Source organism: Ancylobacter sp. SL191 (assembly GCF_026625645.1).
Taxonomy (GTDB): domain Bacteria; phylum Pseudomonadota; class Alphaproteobacteria; order Rhizobiales; family Xanthobacteraceae; genus Ancylobacter.
Genome location: NZ_CP113056.1, coordinates 2,593,748 through 2,611,098, shown reverse-complemented (window position 1 = coordinate 2,611,098; position 17,351 = coordinate 2,593,748). Strand labels below are relative to the sequence as shown.

15 protein-coding genes are annotated in these 17,351 nt (G+C 67.2%); 8 read left to right on the top strand and 7 right to left on the bottom strand.

The features are described 5' to 3' along the window. On the bottom strand, window positions 1-1,434 hold the full coding sequence (locus tag OU996_RS11850; protein ID WP_267581812.1) for a metallophosphoesterase: 1,434 nt from the start codon (window positions 1,432-1,434) through the stop codon (window positions 1-3). A 12-nt stretch (window positions 1,435-1,446) separates the two neighbouring features. Next, window positions 1,447-1,674: a helix-turn-helix domain-containing protein gene (locus tag OU996_RS11845; protein ID WP_267581811.1), complete on the bottom strand. Its 228-nt coding sequence runs from the start codon at window positions 1,672-1,674 to the stop codon at window positions 1,447-1,449. Between the two features lie 88 nt (window positions 1,675-1,762). Between OU996_RS11845 and OU996_RS11840 the strand changes: the two genes are divergently transcribed. From OU996_RS11840 to mnhG, 6 genes are read left to right on the top strand one after another with little or no spacing between them, the layout of a single operon-like run. Beyond that, window positions 1,763-4,681, top strand: coding sequence for a monovalent cation/H+ antiporter subunit A (locus OU996_RS11840; protein WP_267581809.1), 2,919 nt, complete (start codon window positions 1,763-1,765; stop codon window positions 4,679-4,681). Further along, window positions 4,672-5,013: a Na+/H+ antiporter subunit C gene (locus tag OU996_RS11835; protein ID WP_267581808.1), complete on the top strand. Its 342-nt coding sequence runs from the start codon at window positions 4,672-4,674 to the stop codon at window positions 5,011-5,013. The genes OU996_RS11840 and OU996_RS11835 overlap by 10 nt, the downstream gene beginning before the upstream one ends. Continuing rightward, window positions 5,013-6,644 (top strand): monovalent cation/H+ antiporter subunit D, encoded by a 1,632-nt coding sequence (locus OU996_RS11830; RefSeq protein ID WP_267581807.1) that lies wholly within the window; start codon window positions 5,013-5,015, stop codon window positions 6,642-6,644. Before OU996_RS11835 ends, OU996_RS11830 begins: the two co-directional genes overlap by 1 nt. Beyond that, window positions 6,641-7,138: a Na+/H+ antiporter subunit E gene (locus OU996_RS11825; protein ID WP_267581806.1), complete on the top strand. Its 498-nt coding sequence runs from the start codon at window positions 6,641-6,643 to the stop codon at window positions 7,136-7,138. The genes OU996_RS11830 and OU996_RS11825 overlap by 4 nt, the downstream gene beginning before the upstream one ends. Next, window positions 7,135-7,416, top strand: a complete 282-nt coding sequence (locus OU996_RS11820) for a K+/H+ antiporter subunit F (RefSeq protein WP_267581805.1) — start codon at window positions 7,135-7,137, stop codon at window positions 7,414-7,416. Before OU996_RS11825 ends, OU996_RS11820 begins: the two co-directional genes overlap by 4 nt. After that, entirely contained in the window at window positions 7,413-7,778 is a 366-nt protein-coding gene (mnhG, locus tag OU996_RS11815) for a monovalent cation/H(+) antiporter subunit G (RefSeq protein ID WP_267581804.1), read from the top strand. The genes OU996_RS11820 and mnhG overlap by 4 nt, the downstream gene beginning before the upstream one ends. Window positions 7,779-7,781: 3 nt before the next feature. On the opposite strand, the gene OU996_RS11810 is transcribed toward mnhG, so the two are convergent. Beyond that, window positions 7,782-8,039, bottom strand: coding sequence for a hypothetical protein (locus OU996_RS11810; RefSeq protein ID WP_267581801.1), 258 nt, complete (start codon window positions 8,037-8,039; stop codon window positions 7,782-7,784). Window positions 8,040-8,105: 66 nt separating this feature from the next. Further along, complete coding sequence (locus tag OU996_RS11805) at window positions 8,106-10,007, bottom strand: sigma-54-dependent Fis family transcriptional regulator (protein ID WP_267581800.1); 1,902 nt, start codon at window positions 10,005-10,007, stop codon at window positions 8,106-8,108. 237 nt (window positions 10,008-10,244) lie between these two features. Here OU996_RS11805 and adh point away from each other — a divergent pair, with 237 nt between their 5' ends. Both adh and OU996_RS11795 read left to right on the top strand, forming a co-directional pair. After that, on the top strand, window positions 10,245-11,762 hold the full coding sequence (adh, locus tag OU996_RS11800) for an aldehyde dehydrogenase (RefSeq protein WP_267581798.1): 1,518 nt from the start codon (window positions 10,245-10,247) through the stop codon (window positions 11,760-11,762). Between the two features lie 175 nt (window positions 11,763-11,937). Next, window positions 11,938-12,366 carry a DUF779 domain-containing protein gene (locus OU996_RS11795; protein WP_267581797.1) on the top strand — a complete coding sequence of 143 codons (429 nt, stop codon included), beginning with the start codon at window positions 11,938-11,940 and terminating at the stop codon, window positions 12,364-12,366. 108 nt (window positions 12,367-12,474) lie between these two features. On the opposite strand, the gene OU996_RS11790 is transcribed toward OU996_RS11795, so the two are convergent. The 3 genes from OU996_RS11790 to OU996_RS11780 all read right to left on the bottom strand — a co-directional run bounded on the left by OU996_RS11790 (window position 12,475) and on the right by OU996_RS11780 (window position 17,338). Next, on the bottom strand, window positions 12,475-12,804 hold the full coding sequence (locus tag OU996_RS11790; RefSeq protein WP_267581796.1) for a hypothetical protein: 330 nt from the start codon (window positions 12,802-12,804) through the stop codon (window positions 12,475-12,477). 225 nt (window positions 12,805-13,029) lie between these two features. Next, window positions 13,030-13,959 carry a response regulator gene (locus OU996_RS11785; RefSeq protein WP_267581795.1) on the bottom strand — a complete coding sequence of 310 codons (930 nt, stop codon included), beginning with the start codon at window positions 13,957-13,959 and terminating at the stop codon, window positions 13,030-13,032. Then, a complete protein-coding gene (locus OU996_RS11780; protein ID WP_267581793.1) occupies window positions 13,949-17,338 on the bottom strand; it encodes an ATP-binding protein in 3,390 nt (1,129 codons plus the stop codon). The genes OU996_RS11785 and OU996_RS11780 overlap by 11 nt, the downstream gene beginning before the upstream one ends. Window positions 17,339-17,351 lie beyond the last annotated feature (13 nt).

The window sequence follows — 17,351 nt, the reverse complement described above, 5'->3', positions numbered from 1 at the left end:
CTAGCGATCACAATAACAGGCAGCAAAGTCCTCTCGCCTGAGGAAACCGATGGCGCAGGCATAGGCGGGAAGATCGGCGGCGCCCAGTTCGCCATGGCTGACCGGGTAGAGCCGCCGAAAGGTCGAGGCGACCGGCTCGGTCGGGGGCAGAAGCTGCTTCCACATCGCCTCGGCGCTCGACGGCGAGAAGCCCGTGGCGCCATAGGCGGCGGAGAACACATATTCCTCGCGCCATTGCCCGTCCGACGCCCTCTGCGCCGTGCCGAGATTGGCGAGGTAGCGGGTCGCGAAATCGGTGACCGCGCCGCTTGTCCGGTCATAGCTGAAGATGTGAAAGCCCGGATTCTGCCCGAAGATCGGGCTGATCGCCGGCACGATCTTGTCAACGCCGACCACCGCGCCGGCGGTATCGCGCAACAGGCGATAATCGTCATGGTGGTCATGGCCGCTGAAACTGGCGGCGATCGTGCTGGAATAGCGCGCCAGCAGATCCGTGAAGCCGGTCGCATAGGGCTCCGCCAGCATCGGCACGATGCGCGCGCGGCAGGTTGCTTCCTTGGCACGAAGGGTCGCATAGGCATCGATACCGGGCGGGATGTGATGCAGCAGCCAGACCCGCCGACCGGCCGCCTGCGCCTCGGCAAGCTGGCGCCCCAGCCACTCCAGCATGGCCGCGCCCGCCTCACCGCCCGCGCTGCCGCAGGGATCGCTGTATTCCGGCGACCAGAGGGCATCGTCGATCACCAGCATGGTGACGTTGGCGAGCGTCGGGTGGGCCGCCGCATAGTAGCCGCCGGCGCGATAGGTGGCATCGAAATCGGCGGCGAGACGGTCCGCACCCGCCAACTGGCGCACCGCCGCGCGCGTGGCGTCGAGATAAGGTCCATCGGGATCGATACGGTAGTCGCCGCAGCCGGAATCGGTATTGCCCAGCGTGAGAAAGACCGGCTTGCCGCCCGCCGCTTCGCGCACGCGCTCAATGACATAGAGCGTCGTCTTCGCCGCGAAAGCGCGGCTCTCGGCGGTGCCCGGCGCGAAGCCGAGCGCTTTCTGCGTCAGCTCGGGGAAATCGTGGGCGATGAGGTCGCCTGTCAGCAGCACGAAGTCTGCGGTGGTGGCCGCGCGAGCGATTTCGGCGAGCGCGCTCTCAAGCAGGGGGAAATTGGTGTCGTGTCCCCAGCCTGCCGGGCGCGGGCTGGCTTGGGACGCCAAATGCGCTGTCCATGACGACACATCGAGCTCGGACAGCGCCGCCGCGCCTGAGGGTGGATCGAACGGGTCGAAATGGATGTCGGATATCTGCAGGAAGACGCTGTCCGCCGCCGTGCCGCGTGCGGGTGCAAGCGCAACGAAGGCAAGGAACAGAAGGGTGAAGATCTGGCGGCGCATGGACGGAGTGTAGCGAGGCGCCACGCTGGTGAGAACGTGGTTCATTCTCACATTGGCTCAGCGGATGCGCACGCCGGGCCCGTGCTCGCCGGCGGCCAGCAGGATGACGCCCGCGCCCTCAAGGGTGCGGATGATCTGGGACTCGGTACCCCGATGCAGCACATGCCGATGGCACTCGAAGTCCCGCACTGTGCTGCGCGAGACACCCGCCTCCTCGGCCAGCCGCTCCTGGCTCCAATTCAGCAGCCCACGAGCGGCACGACATTGTTCCGGCGCCAGTTCCATGGCTTTTGCCTTGCGTGACGACGTCCAAATCAACCATAATGGGCGAAATCACGCAAGACGGGTACAACGCAGGAGGGCAGGCGCGCAGATGTTGAATGGCTGGCTGCTCCTTGCCGCGCTTGTCCTGCCCTTCACCGGCGCCCTGCTGGCGGGTTTCCTGCCGACCAATGCCCGCAACACGGCTGCCAGTCTCGCCGGCGCGATCGCTGTTGCCGGCTGCGTCATCGTCGTCGCCCTCTACCCGGCGGTCGCCGCGCAGGAGCCGGTTCGGCTCCATCTCGACTGGCTGCCCATGCTGGGGCTCGACTTCACCCTGCGGCTCGACGGCCTCGCCTGGCTCTTTGCCCTGCTGATCTTCGGCATTGGGGCGCTGGTGGCGCTCTATGCCCGCTACTACATGTCGCCCGACGATCCCGTGCCGCGCTTCTTCTCCTTCCTGCTCGCCTTCATGGGGGCGATGGTCGGTGTGGTTGTCTCCGGCAACCTCGTCCAGATCGTCTTCTTCTGGGAGCTGACCAGCCTCTTCTCTTTCCTGCTGATCGGTTACTGGCACCACAGCGCGACGGCGCGTGACGGCGCGCGCATGGCGCTCATCATCACCGCAGCGGGTGGGCTGTGCCTGCTGGTCGGCGTGCTGCTGATCGGGCGGATCGTCGGCAGCTACGATCTCGACGAGGTTCTGGCCTCGCGCCAGCTCATCATCGACAGCGACCTCTATATGCCCGCTCTGGTGCTGATCCTGCTCGGTGCCTTCACCAAGAGCGCACAGTTCCCCTTCCATTTCTGGCTGCCGCACGCCATGGCGGCGCCGACACCGGTCTCGGCCTATCTCCACTCTGCCACCATGGTGAAGGCCGGCATCTTCCTGATGATCCGCCTCTGGCCGGTGCTGTCGGGCACCGACGCCTGGTTCTACATCGTCGTGCCGGCCGGGCTGATCACCCTGCTGCTCGGCGCCTTCGCGGCGATCTACCAGCAGGATCTCAAGGGGCTGCTGGCCTATTCGACCATCAGCCATCTCGGCCTCATCACCCTCCTGCTCGGCCTCGGCAGCCCGCTGGCGGCGGTAGCGGCAATCTTCCACACGCTGAACCACGCCATCTTCAAGGCGTCGCTGTTCATGGCGGCGGGCATCATCGACCACGAGACCGGCACGCGCGACCTGCGCAAGCTCAGCGGGCTCTATCGCTACATGCCGTTCACCGGCACGCTGGCCATGGTCGCCGCCGCCTCGATGGCCGGCGTGCCGCTTCTGAACGGCTTCATCTCGAAGGAGATGTTCTTCGCCGAAGCGGTCGCCGACCATACCGGCTCGCTGCTCGACGACAGCCTGCCCTATTGGGCGACGCTGGCCGGTGTGTTCAGCGTCACCTATTCGATGCGCTTCATCCTCGGCGTGTTCTTCGGCCCTCCCCCGGTGGACCTGCCGAAGATCCCGCACGAGCCGGCGCACTGGATGCGATTTCCAATCGAGCTGTTGGTTCTGATCTGCCTGCTCATCGGCATCGTCCCGACGCTCATCGTCGGCCCCATCCTTGGGACGGCGGTGGAATCCGTGCTCGGTGGCTCCACGCCCTATTACAGCCTGGCCGTCTGGCACGGCTTCAACCTGCCGCTGCTGATGAGCTTCATCGCGCTCGCCGGCGGCATCCTGCTCTATTTCGCGCTGCGCGATGATCTCGACAGCGGCATTGAGGGACCGCCAGTCATTCGCGGGCTCAAGGGCCAGCGCATCTTCGAGAAGGCGCTAGCCACCCTCGCTCTGCAATGGGCCCCGGCCGCCGAGGCGGCATTCGGCACGCGGCGCCTGCAACCGCAGATGCGGCTGGTGATGGGACTCGCCATCCTTGCGGCCCTCTCGCCCCTGCTGGTCGGCGGCGTGGCGGGGGCCGGATCGCTGATCGGCACGCCGGTGGAGCCGGCCTTCGCGCTAATGTGGGCGGTGGGGGCGACCTGCGGCCTCGCGGCGGCCTATCAGGCCAAGTATCACCGCCTTGCCGCGCTGGTGCTGATGGGCGGCGCCGGGCTGGTGACGTGCCTGACCTTCGTCTGGCTCTCGGCGCCCGACCTCGCTGTGACGCAGCTTCTGGTCGAGATCGTCACCACGGTGCTGCTGCTGCTCGGCCTGCGCTGGCTGCCCAAGCGCATCGAGAATGTGTACCCGACCCGTCCGCCTCTCTCCGTGCTGGTGCGGCGCTACACCGATTTCGCCATCGCCGCCGCCTTTGGCGGGACGCTGGCCTTCCTCTCCTACTGCATGATGACGCGGCCGCTGCCGGAGAGCGTCTCCCGCTTCTTCGTCGAGCGCGCCTATACCGAGGGCGGCGGCACCAACATCGTCAACGTGATTCTGGTCGATTTCCGCGGCTTCGACACGATGGGCGAGATCGTCGTGCTGTGCCTCGCCGGCCTGACCGTCTTCGCGCTCCTGCGCCGCTTCCGCCCGGCGCCGGAAAGCGAGGAGGTGCCGGAGCAGCAGCGGCTGCAGAACGCCTATGACCATGCCGAGCCCGACCGCACGCCCGGCGACACGGTGAGCGACTATCTGCTCATCCCGCGCCTCATCATGAACTGGATGTTCCCGGTGGTGGCGGTGCTCGCGGTCTATCTCTTCATGCGCGGGCACGACCTGCCGGGCGGCGGCTTCGCGGCCGGCATTACCCTCTCCATCGCCTTCGTCATCCAGTACATGGCCAATGGCACGCGCTGGGTGGAGGACCATCTGCGCGTCCTGCCGCTGCGCTGGATGGGCCTCGGCCTTCTTACAGTGGTGGGCACGGGCGTCGGCTCCTGGGTGTTCGGTTATCCCTTCCTGACCTCGCATTTCCAGTATCTGGACCTGCCGGTGCTCGGCAAAATCCCGCTCGCCAGCGCGCTGCTGTTCGATCTCGGCGTGTTCGCCCTGGTGGTCGGCGCGACCGTGCTGATCCTCATCGCCCTCGCCCACCAGTCGCTGCGCTCCTCGCGCGCGGCGCAGGTCTCGGAAGGAGGTGAGAGATGGAGATGATCCTCGCCCTCGGCATCGGCATCTTCGCCGCCTCCGGCGTCTGGTTGATCCTGCGCCCGCGCACCTATCAGGTCATTATCGGCCTCTCGCTGATCTCCTATGGCGTGAACCTGTTCATCTTCTCCATGGGCCGGGTGAAGCTCGACGCCCCGCCGATCCTCACCAAAGGCGGGGTCGGTGATCCCGCGGCCCTAGCCGACCCGCTGCCGCAGGCGCTGGTGCTGACCGCCATCGTCATCGGCTTCGCCATGACGGCACTCTTCCTCGTCGTGTTGCTGGCCGCGCGCGGGCGCACCGGCACTGATCATGTCGACGGGCGGGAGACCGAGTGATGCGCAGCCCGCTCGACCATCTCGTCATCGCACCGATTCTGCTGCCACTGGCGGTGGGCGCCTTCATGCTGCTGCTGGGCGAGCGCCGGCGTACCATCAAGATGGCGCTGAGCCTGGGCACCGCCGCGGCGCTCCTGGTCATTGCGGCGGTGCTGGTGGTGATCGCCAGCACGCCGGTTGGCGATCGCGGCTCATCGATGATCGTCTACCCGCTCGGCAACTGGCCACCACCTTTCGGCATCGTACTGGTGGCCGACCGGCTGTCGGCACTGATGCTGCTGGTCACCGCGGTGCTGGGCAGTTGCACGCTGCTCTTCTCGCTCGCGCGCTGGCACCGGGCGGGGCCGCGCTTCTACACGCTGTTCCTGTTCCTGCTGACGGGCCTGAACGGAGCCTTCCTCACTGGCGACCTGTTCAACCTGTTCGTTTTCTTCGAGATTCTGCTCGCGGCCTCCTATGGCCTCGTGCTGCACGGCTCGGGCACGGCGCGGGTGCGCGCGGGGCTGCACTACATCCCCATCAACCTCGTCGCCTCCTCGCTGTTTCTGGTCGGCGTCAGCCTGATCTATGGCGTCACCGGCACGCTCAACATGGCCGATATCGGCCGCATGGTGCCGGCGCTGACCAGCCAGTCGCGCGTGCTGTTCGAGATCGGCGCGGGCATTCTCGGCGTTGCCTTCCTGGTGAAGGCCGGCATGTGGCCGCTCAGCTTCTGGCTGCCCACCACCTATGCCGCCGCGAGCACGCCGGTCGCGGCGATGTTCGCCATCATGACCAAGGTCGGCGTCTATGTGATCCTGCGGCTCTTCCTGCTCACCTTCGGCGATGAGGGCGGCCCCTCGGCCGGGTTCGGCGAGGGATGGCTGTATTTCGGCGGCATGGCCACCATGGCCTTCGGTGCCATTGGCGTGCTCGGCTCGCAGTCGCTGCAGCGTATGGGCGGTTACAGCGTGCTGGTGTCCTCCGGCACATTGCTGGCCGCCATCGGCACCGGCAACAGCGCCGCTGTCTCCGGTGCGCTGTTCTATCTGGTGACATCGACACTGGCGATTTGCGCCTATTTCCTGCTGGTGGAACTGGTCGAGCGCGGGCAACAGGCGGGCGCGGATGTGCTTGCGGTGTCTCAGGAAGTGTTCGGCGACCCGGAGGACGACCTCGACGATGAGGAGGAGGAAGTGGGCGTCGCCATTCCCGCCACCATCGCCGTGCTGGGCGGCGGCTTCGTCGCCTGCACCGTGCTGCTGGCCGGCCTCCCCCCTCTCTCCGGTTTCATCGCCAAATTCGCCATGCTTTCCGCGGTGTTGAACGAGGCGGGGCGGATCAGGGTGGATGACTGGGCGTTTGTCGCGCTGCTGATCCTCTCCGGCTTCACCACGCTGGTGGCGATGAGCCGCTCGGGCATCCGGGCGCTCTGGGTGCCTTCGGCCGGCAGCATTCCGCGCGTGCGGGCGATCGAGGCGGTGCCGGTGGCGGCGCTGCTGTTCATCTGCGTCGGCCTCACCATCCTCGGCGGGCCGGCCATGCGCTATATGGAAGCCACGGCGCAGGTGCTCTACTGGCCGCAGATCTACGCCCAGGACGTGCTCGGCACCGGCGCGCCGATCCGGCTGCCGGCGGGAGGCGCGCCATGAGCATGATCCGCCGCGTCCTGCCGTTTCCTCTGCTTTTTCTGGCACTTACGGTGATGTGGCTGCTGCTCAAGCAGAGCCTCGCGCCGGCCACCGTACTGTTCGGCATGCTGGTGGCCTTCGGCGGCACCTGGGCCATGGTCGCGCTCGATCCGCCGCCCGTGCGGCTGAAACGCCCGCGCGCGGCGTTGCACCTTGCGGGGCGCGTGTTCATCGACGTGTTCCGCTCCAATCTGGCGGTCGGGCGGATCATCCTCGGGGGGGCGGAGCGGCGGACGCATGCCGGCTTCATGACCCTGAAGCTCGACATGACCGACCGCTACGGCCTCGCCATCCTCGCCATCATCATGACCTGCACGCCCGGCACGCAATGGGTCCACTATGACCCGACGCGCGGCACGCTGCTGCTGCATGTGCTTGATCTCGTTGACGAACTCGAATGGGCTGATCTCATCAAGCTGCGCTATGAGGCGCTGCTGCGGGAGATTTTCGAATGAGCGTCCTCATCCTCAGCTGGTCGCTGACCATCGCGCAGGTGCTGCTGGCGATCTCCATGGGCCTGTGCCTGCTGCGCTTCATGCGGGGCCCACGGGCGCAGGACCGCATCCTCGGGCTCGACACGCTCTATGTGAACGCCATGCTGATGCTCATTACCATCGGCATCGGCTCGGGCACGACGCTGTATTTCGAGGCCGCGCTGCTCATCGGCACGCTCGGCTTCGTGGCCACCGTCGCCATGGCTAAGTTCTTGATGCGTGGGGAAGTTATCGAATGAGCGACGCCCCCGACCTGCCGCTCTGGGCGGCGCTGATCGTCTCTTTCCTGGTCCTCGCCGGGGCGGTGATCGCCCTGATCGGCTCCATCGGGCTGCTGCGGCTGCCGGATTTCTATTCCCGCGTTCACGCCCCGTCCCTTGGTGCGACACTTGGGGCGGGATGCCTGCTGATTGGCTCGATGGTCTGCTTTTCCGTCCTGCAAGGCCGGATGCTTGTGCATGAACTGCTTATCGCGCTGTTCCTGACCATCACCACCCCGGTCACGCTGATGCTTCTGGCGCGCGCCTCGCTCTACCGCGACCGGGTGGAAGGCAACGGGGCCGCGCCGGAGCGCGACCCGGATCCTATTGATATTGCTTGATTATCAGCGGCGAGGATCGGTCGCTTCCTGCGGCGTGCCGTCTTTCGAACCGTCCACGGTCTGGATGGTCTCGGCCTCGAAGCGCCCGCCGGTGCGCTCATTGCGGGGGCCGTCCTTGGGGTCGTTGTCGTTGCGGATTTCGCCCATGGGCGGGGTCTTCGGGTCGCTGACATCGGTCGGGCGATCATCGAGGACCGCGTCGATATTGGCGGGATCGATGACGACCGGGTTCTGGTCGAGGGTGCGCGGGTCACGGGCCATGTGCTTGCCTTCCTTGGTGTTTTTGCACCATGGCAACGGATGGCCGGCCGGGTTGTTCCCCGCCCCTCAGGCGTTGAGCAGGCGGCGATAGAGCGTCGAGCGGTTGACGCCGAGGCGGCGGGCGGCCTGCGAGACATTGCCACCGCAGGCTTCCAGCGTGCGCCGCATCGCCTCGACGGTGAGGTCGCCCAGGCTCTCGGACGCCGTGGCGTGTGAGTGCAGTGTGGTGGGCGATGTGTCCAAACCGGTGGACGATGAGGCCAGTGTGTCCAGGCTGCGAATGTCCGGCGGCAGCATCTCCGGCCCGACCGGACGGAACGGATCGGCGAGCGCGGCGAGCGCGCGCAGCGTACCGGCGAGCTGGCGGAAATTTCCCGGCCAGCCATAGGCGGCGAGGCGGGCGAGGCAGGCCGGCGACAGGGTGAGCCGCTCATCCGGCACTAGCCGGGCCCACAGCTCGCCAATGATCCCCGCGCGGTCGTCGAAGGCACGCAGCGGGGAGAGCTCGACGGTGTAGTGGGCGATGCGGAAATAAAGGTCCGAGCGGAAGCCGCCGGCCGCCACCAGCGCGCGCAGGTCGCGATGGGTGGCGCAGAGCAGGGCGAAGTCCACCCGCACCGGGCGGCCGCCACCGAGCGGGGCGATCTCGCGCTCCTGCAGCACGCGCAGCAGGCGGGACTGGAGGGCGAGCGGCATGTCGCCGATCTCGTCGAGAAACAGCACGCCGCCATCGGCCTCGCGCAGCAGGCCCTTGCGGCCCTGCCGGCGGGCACCGGTGAAGGCGCCGTCCTCATAGCCGAACAGCTCGGATTCGATCAGCGTCTCCGGGATCGCCGCGCAATTGACCGCGACGAAGGGCCCATTGGCGCGCGAGCTGCGGCGATGGATGTCGTGCGCCACCATTTCCTTGCCGGTGCCGGTCTCGCCGACCACCAGCACGGGCACGTCCGCCTCGACCATGCGCACGGCGCGGGCGAGCATTTCGCGGTCGCCGGGGCGCAGCAGCGGCCCGGTCTCGCGCGGGGTCGCCCGCGGCCCCGGCGCGGGGCGGGAGGTGGCCCCGGTGGCGGGGGCATCGAGCCGGGCATAGAGCGGGCGCCCATCCGCGCCGCGCAAGAGATGCGCCCCGCCATCGGCGCGCGGCATCTGCTCGAAGAACTCGCTGGCGCGGCGGGCGCCGAGCGCCGACCAGTCGGCACCGATGAGGTCCAGCCCGGCGCGGCTCGCCGCCACCAGCCGGTCATCCTCGAACACCAGCACGCCCTCGCGGGCGGTGCCGAGCAAAGCGCGGTCCGCCTGGAAGCGCAGCACGCGGCGGCCGCCAAAATCCTCGTCGAAGAAACGGTGCTCGATCTGCTCCACCGCCATGCGCACCAGCCCGAGCGCGTGGCGATGGTCCACCGCCGCCGGGCCGGAGAGGTCGAGCGCCCCGACCATCTGGCCATAGGGATCGACGATCGGCGCGGCGGAACAGCTGAGGATGCCGTGCGGGTCGTAATAATGCTCGCCGCCATGCACCGAGATCGGCCGGCCCTCGACCAGCGCCGTGCCCACCGCATTGGTGCCGGTCGAGCTTTCGCCCCAGAACACGCCGGGCCGCAGCGCCACCTGCGCGGCGCGGGCGGCGAAATCGGCATGGCCGAGCGCGTCGAGGATCAGGCCCTCGGCATCGGTGAGGATGACCACGCAGCCGGTCTGCATGGCGTCGGCATAGAGGCTTTCGATCTCTGGCCGGCAGAGGCGGCGCAGCTTCTCGTGCCGCTCGCCCACCTCGCGAAGCTCGCGCATGGTCATGGGTTCGAGACGCGGCAGGGCGGCATTGTCGAGCCCGCGCGCGGCGCAGCGCTGCCAGGAGCGCAGGATCGGCTCGGGCAACGCCGAGGCCACCAGCGGCCCCTCGGCCCGGCCCTGAAGAAAGAACTGCTTGCGGGCCGCCAGGACGGCCCGAGGCGTCGGCTCCGAGCGCATGCGATCCTCCCGTGTGTTGCATTTTGCAACACGTGTCGCAGGCATTGTTGTTCTATACGACAGCTTCTAGCAAGTTTTCGGCGCCCGTCCAGCGGTATCGCGATGGCACGTCTGCGTGAACATTGCTTGTGCCTTGCATTTCAATATTTTCCCGCCCTGCAATAACGATTTTGTGCGACGCGGGATGACGCTGGCACGGCGGGTGCAAACTTGGTGGTCCCAGCCTGGGAGGAACAAATGAACAAGCCAGAAATCGCCATCACCAAGCAGTCCCCGTTCAAGGCCCGTTACGGCAACTTCATCGGCGGCCAGTTCGTCGAGCCGGTCAATGGCCGCTATTTTGAGAACACCTCCCCCATCACCGGCGGCAAGATCTGCGAGGTCGCCCGTTCCGACTCCGCCGATATCGAGAAGGCGCTGGACGCCGCTCACGCCGCCAAGGACGCCTGGGGCCGCACATCGGCCGCCGAGCGCGCGCAGATCCTCAACAAGATCGCCGACCGCATGGAGGACAATCTCGACCTTCTCGCGCTCGCCGAGACCTGGGACAACGGCAAGCCGATCCGCGAGACGACCGCGGCCGACATGCCGCTCGCCATCGACCATTTCCGCTATTTCGCCGGCGCCGTGCGGGCGCAGGAAGGCGGCATCAGCGAGATCGACCACGACACCATCGCCTATCACTTCCATGAGCCGCTGGGCGTGGTCGGCCAGATCATCCCGTGGAACTTCCCGATCCTGATGGCGGTGTGGAAGCTCGCCCCGGCGCTTGCCGCCGGCAATTGCGTGGTGCTGAAGCCGGCCGAGCAGACCCCGGCCAGCATTCTCGTGCTGGTCGAGCTGATCGCCGACCTGCTGCCGCCGGGCGTGCTGAACATCGTCAACGGCTTCGGCCTCGAGGCCGGCAAGCCGCTCGCCAGCTCCAACCGCATCGCCAAGATCGCCTTCACCGGCGAGACGACGACGGGCCGGCTGATCATGCAGTATGCCAGCCAGAACCTGATCCCGGTGACGCTGGAGTTGGGCGGCAAGTCGCCGAACATCTTCTTCAGCGACGTGGTGGCCGAGGATGACGACTTCTTCGACAAGGCGATCGAAGGCTTCGTCATGTTCGCGCTCAACCAGGGCGAGGTCTGCACCTGCCCGAGCCGCGCGCTGATCCAGGAAAGCATCTATGACCGCTTCATGGAGAAGGCGCTGAAGCGGGTGGAAGCCATCGTGCAGGGCTCGCCGCTCGACCCGGCGACCATGATCGGCGCGCAGGCCTCCTCCGAGCAGCTCGAGAAGATCCTGTCCTATATCGACATCGGCAAGCAGGAGGGCGCGCAGGTGCTCACCGGCGGCGCGCGCAACGAGTTCGGCGGCGAGCTGGCCGGCGGCTATTACGTGAAGCCGACGGTCTTCAAGGGCCACAACAAGATGCGCATCTTCCAGGAGGAGATCTTCGGGCCGGTCGTGTCCGTGACCACCTTCAAGGACGACGCCGAGGCGCTCGCCATCGCCAATGACACGCTCTACGGCCTCGGCGCCGGCGTGTGGACCCGCGACGGCAACCGCGCCTACCGCTTCGGCCGCGCCATCCAGGCCGGCCGCGTGTGGACCAACTGCTACCACGCCTACCCCGCCCATGCGGCGTTCGGCGGCTACAAGCAGTCCGGCATCGGGCGCGAGAACCACAAGATGATGCTCGACCACTACCAGCAGACCAAGAACATGCTGGTCAGCTACTCGCCCAAGAAACTCGGCTTCTTCTGAGCCCGGCTTCTTCCGAGCCCAAGGTTGCCAGTCCCCGCGCGCAGCAGCCGGCGCGCGAGGACCGGCACGGCGCCCATGCGGGCGCCTTTTGCGCCAGAATGGCGTGACAGACTGACGCCGTCCCGGTTGCCCTTCACCGGGACGGCGGCTCTTTATCGGAGGTAAGGTGGACACGATGACGACGGATGCACCGACGTTTCCCGCCGCAACCGAGGCCGGCGGCACCGTGCCGCGCGTGCTGGCGACGCCGGCGGCGCTGGAACTGATCGCCACCCTCACCGCCCAGCACGGCCCGGTGCTTTTCCACCAGTCCGGCGGGTGCTGCGACGGGTCATCGCCCATGTGCTACGCCGTCGGCGACTATATTGTCGGCGACCGCGACGTGCGGCTCGGGGCGATCGGCGGCGCGCCGTTCTATATGAGCCCGTCGCAATTCGACTACTGGCAGCACACCCAGCTCATCATCGACGTGGTGCCCGGCCGTGGCGGCATGTTCAGCCTGGAGAACGGGCGCGACATGCGCTTCCTCACCCGTTCGCGGCTGTTCGCCGATGACGAGGTGGACCGCCTCGCCCCGCTCAGCCACGGCGTGGCGGAGGGGTGAGCCCCGTGAGGCGCGCTAAAGCAAAGGGCGCCGCCCTCGCGGACGACGCCCTTTGGGGCTTCCCCAGCCCGAATTGTGTCGATACCCCTGCCCCGCTTGCGGCGGGGCTCACTGGCAGAGCAGGATGTCCTGCTCGCGGGTGAGGCGGTAATCGTCGCTCAGCTTCACCACATAGCGCACATCGCCGCCGCTGTTCAGGCAGTAATCGATGAGCCGGCCATCGCCCCAGGCGATGCGCACGGCGCGCGGGTTGAAGCAGATGTTCTGCAGCTGGATGCGCTCGCCATTGCCACCGGAGCGCAGCTCGATGACGCAGGTGCGGTCGACCGCGTCCTGCAGCCCGAGACCGGGCGTGCGCGGCTGGGCCTCGGCCACTGGGCCGGCGACCATGACGGCGGTAAGGGCAGCGCTACCGACAGCGCAGAGCCATGGCTTCACGTTTCCCTCCCGGTAATACCCGGTGTTTGCACAGAGGTTACACGTCATTAGGCATCAAGCAAGAAATTAGTTCTAATTTCGATGTAAATTTCATCAAAATTTCAAATTTCCAGCCCGCGATTTGATCGCGCACGCGGCAACCTGCCCGCCGAAACGGCAGCAAAACGCCCCGCAGCGGCCCTTTCGGGGCGCCGGAAGCGGGTCATAAACCGTTGAGATCGATGTCTATTTCGGCGCCAGCGCGGTGACCGCAAGGGCCGTGGCGGCGGCCCGATTCTCCACCCCGATCTTGGAGTAGATCTGTTCGAGGTGCTTGTTCACCGTGCGCGGCGAGAGGCCGAGAATTTCGCCGATATCGCGGTTGGCCTTGCCGCGGGCGAGCCAGACCAGCACCTCCGCCTCGCGCACGGTAAGGTTCAGCTTGGCCTTGAGCACCAGCTCGGGCGAGCGGCTCTCATCTTCCAGGATGCGCAGCAGCAGCTCCTCCGGGCCGATCTGCCCGACATAGGAGAGCTTCAGCCGCCGGCTGCCGTCGAGCGGCAGGTCGATCGCGTCCGGCGCCGCGCCCGCCTCGTCGCCGCGCCGGCCGGCGAGCCAGCGGCACACCGGCTCGGGCAGCATCAGGCTGTCGCCCGGCGGCGAGGTGGTGATGGCGGCGAGCAGCGCCGTCGCCTGCGGCGTGCTCCACAAAACCCGCCCCGCGCGGGTGGCGGACAGCAGGAAGCGGCCGGAGGCGTCGAGCGCGGCGCGGGCGCTCAGCGTCTGGCGGGCATTGGACAGATGCACGCGGATGCGGGCGATCAGCTCATCCGGCGAGATCGGCTTGGTGACATAGTCGACGCCGCCGGCCTCGAGCCCCTTCACGATCTGCTCGGTCTCCGACAGGCCGGTCATGAAGATCACCGGCACATGCGCCACCGCCTTGTTGCGCTTGAGCTGGCGGCAGGTCTCGAAGCCGTCCATGCCCGGCATCACCGCGTCCATCAGGATGACGTCGGGGGTGATGCGCTCGACGAGGGCGAGCGCGTTGGCGCCTTCCACCGCCACCAGCACGGTCGCGCCCGACGCTTCCAGCGCGTCGGTCAAAAGGCTCAGCGTCTCGGGGGAATCGTCCACCACGAGAATGATGTCGCGACGCTCCACGCTATGCATCATCGCTGCGCATCGCCTCCAGAACGGCCATGTATTGCTTGAGGTCGAAGGTTTCCATGAGATCGCGCAGATGCGCGACGAAGGCGCCATGCTCGGGCCCGGCGCTCTCGATCTCGGTGAGCTTGGCCTTGATGCCGCGCACATAGCCGATCTCGCCGAGCTTCATGAGATCGTCGAGATGGCGCGCCGAGGGCGGGCGCAGCGGCGCCGAGGGCCGCGCCGGCACGGCATCGGGCGCGACTTCGCCCTCGCCGATCCATTGCAGCTCGAGCAGTTTTTCCAGCTTCTCCAGCAGGCCGCGCAGATGCACGGGCTTCACCACCTGCTCGTCATGCTGGCGCGCCGCCAGCCCTTCGCGGATCTCGCCGGCATTGGCGGAAATCATGACGATCTTCAGCCGGGCGAAGCCCTCGTCGCGTACGAGGCGCACCACCTCCCAGCCATTCAGACCGGGCATGGCGATGTCGAGCAGCAGCACGTCGGGATCCCACTGGCGCACCATGTCGAGCGCGGCGATGCCGTCGCCCGCCGACAGCACGGTGAAGCCGAGTGGCAGCAGCAATTCGTGCATCAGCTCGCGATGCGCCGCGTCGTCATCGGCGACCAGAACGGTCCGGCGCGGGCCGGCATAGCCAATGATGCGCCGGTGCTGGATCGGGCCGAGGCGCGAGGGATTGGTGACTTCCGACAGCATGAGCTTGACGCGGAAGGTGCTGCCCTCGCCCGGCACGGAGGTGAGGCCGATCTCGCCGCCCATGATCTCGGTGAGCAGCTTGGTGATGGTGAGGCCGAGGCCGATGCCGGCGGTGGAATAGGTGCCGGCTCTTTCCCCGCGCTCGAACGGCTCGAAGATGCGCTTGTGGTCGGCGGCGGGGATGCCGATGCCGGTATCCTCCACCTCGAACTCCGCCACCTGGTTGCGATAGGCGACGCGCAGCGCCACCCGCCCGCTGGCGGTGAACTTGATGGCGTTGGACAGGAGGTTGATGAGAATCTGCCGCAGCCGCTTCTCGTCGGTGAACACCACCGGCGGCAGGCGCTCGGGGCGGACATAGACGAAGTCGATGCCCTTGGCGGTCGCCTGCAGGCGGAACATGTCCACCACCTGGTCGAGGAACTCGCCGATGCGCACCTCGTCGCGCGAGAGATGCAGGCGCCCGGCCTCGATCTTGGAGATGTCGAGCAGCCCGTCGATCAGCCCCGACAGATGCTCGGCCGAGCGGCGCACCACGCGCACCGCGTCGCGCCGGTGGGTGGGGATGGCGGCGTCGCGCTCCAGAAGCTGGGCGTAGCCGAGAATGGCGTTGAGCGGCGTGCGCAGCTCATGGCTGATGCCGACGACATAGCGGCTCTTGGCGAGGTTGGCGGCCTCGGCCACCTCCTTGGCCTTTTGCAGCTTGGCGTCGGTGCGCTTGTGCGCCTCGATCTCGCGCATCAGCAGCGCGGTCTGGCGGTGGCTCTCTTCCTGCGCCACGCGCCGGCTTTCCTGCGCCAGCACGAACAGCCAGGCGGCGACGCCGGCGATGATAAGCAGGATGAAATAGAGGGTGAACAGCACGCTGCCCACCGCCGCCCGCTCGTCCGGCGGGGCGAAGCTCGCCTGTAGGTAGATGACGCCGAGAATCGCCGCGATGACCGCGGCGAGCAGCGACAGCACCCCGATATAATGGCCGATGCGCGAATTGATCTGCGCCACCGCCCAGCTCGGCAGCGTCGCGCGCAGCACGGCGAGGATCTGGTCGGGGAAGCGCGCATCCTCCTTGCAGCGGTCATGGCAGCGCGCGTCGAGCGAGCAGCACAGCGAGCAGATCGGCCCGGCATAGACCGGGCAATGCGCCATGTCCTCCGGCTCGAATTTGTGCTCGCAGATGCAGCACTTCAGCGTGGTGCGCGACTGCCAGTTCTTGGTGGTGCGGCGGGCGATGTAGTAGCGCCCCTTGGTGCTGAAGGCGATCGCCGGCGCGGTGACGAAGGACACCGCCAGCGCCAGGAAGGGAGCGAAGGCCTGCGCGACCACCCCGAGCAGCCCGGCAAAGGCGACGCTGCCGACCACCGTGCCGGCCAGCACCGCGCCGAGGCCGACGGGGTTGATGTCGTAAAGATGCGCCCGCTTGAACTCGATGCCCGGCGGGCTCCAGCCCATCGGCTTGTTGACCACGAGATCGGCCACCAGCGCCGCCACCCAGGCGACCGCCACGATGGCGTAGAGACCGAGGATCTGCTCCAGCACCTTGTAGATGCCGAGCGCCATCAGCAGCAGCGCGATGGTGACGTTGAACACCAGCCACACCACCCGGCCGGGATGGCTATGGGTGAGGCGGGAGAAGAAGTTCGACCAGGCGATCGACCCCGCATAGGAGTTGGTCACATTGATCTTGAGCTGGGCGAGGATGACGAAGACGCCAGTGAAGGCCAGCGCCACCGGCGGCGAGAACACCGTCTCGAAGGCCACCAGATACATCTGGGTCGGCTCGGCCGCGTGCAGCAGCGGCACGCCGTGGGTGAGCGCGAAATAGGCAAGGAAGGAGCCGGCAATCATCTTTATGGCGCCGGGCACAATCCACCCCGGCCCGGCCGAGAGCAGCGCCAGCCACCACACGCCGTTGCGCACCAGCGCGGAACGCCCCGGCGCGCGGCGCGGCAGGAAGCGCAGGAAGTCCACCTGCTCGCCGATCTGCGCCACCAGCGCGAAGACCACCATGGTCGCCGAGCCGAACAGCAGCGGATCGAACGACCCGTCCGACGCGCCGAGCCGGCCGGTATAGGCCGCCCATTCGCCGAAAGCGTCGCCGTGATAGGCGAAGATGAAGACGAAGGGGATGAGATTCAGCAGCAGCCAGAAGGGCTGGGTCCAGAGCTGGAACCGGCTGATGAAGGTGATGCCGTGCGTCACCAGCGGAATGACCACCAGCGCGCTGATGAAATAGCCGACCATCAGCGGCACGCCGAAGCACATCTCCAGCGCCAGTGCCATGATCGCCGCCTCGATGGCGAAGAACAGATAGGTGAAGGAGGCGTAGATCAGCGAGGTAATGGTGGAGCCGATATAGCCGAAGCCGGCACCGCGGGTCAGCAGGTCGATGTCGACGCCGAACTTGGCGGCGTAATAGCTGATGGGCAGGCCGGCGGCGAAGATGATGAGGCTGACCACGAGGATCGCCGCCACCGCATTGGGGAAGCCATAGGCCAGCGTGATGGCGCCGCCGATCGCCTCCAGCGCCAGGAAGGACACGGCGCCGAGCGCGGTGTTCGCCACGCGCAACGCCGACCAACGGCGCGCGCTCTTCGCGGTGAAGCGAAGCGCATAGTCCTCCAGCGTCTCGTTGACGACCCACTGGTTATAGCGGCGCCGCACGCGAACGATCTTCTGTTCTGCCGCCATGGGGGTTTGCCTC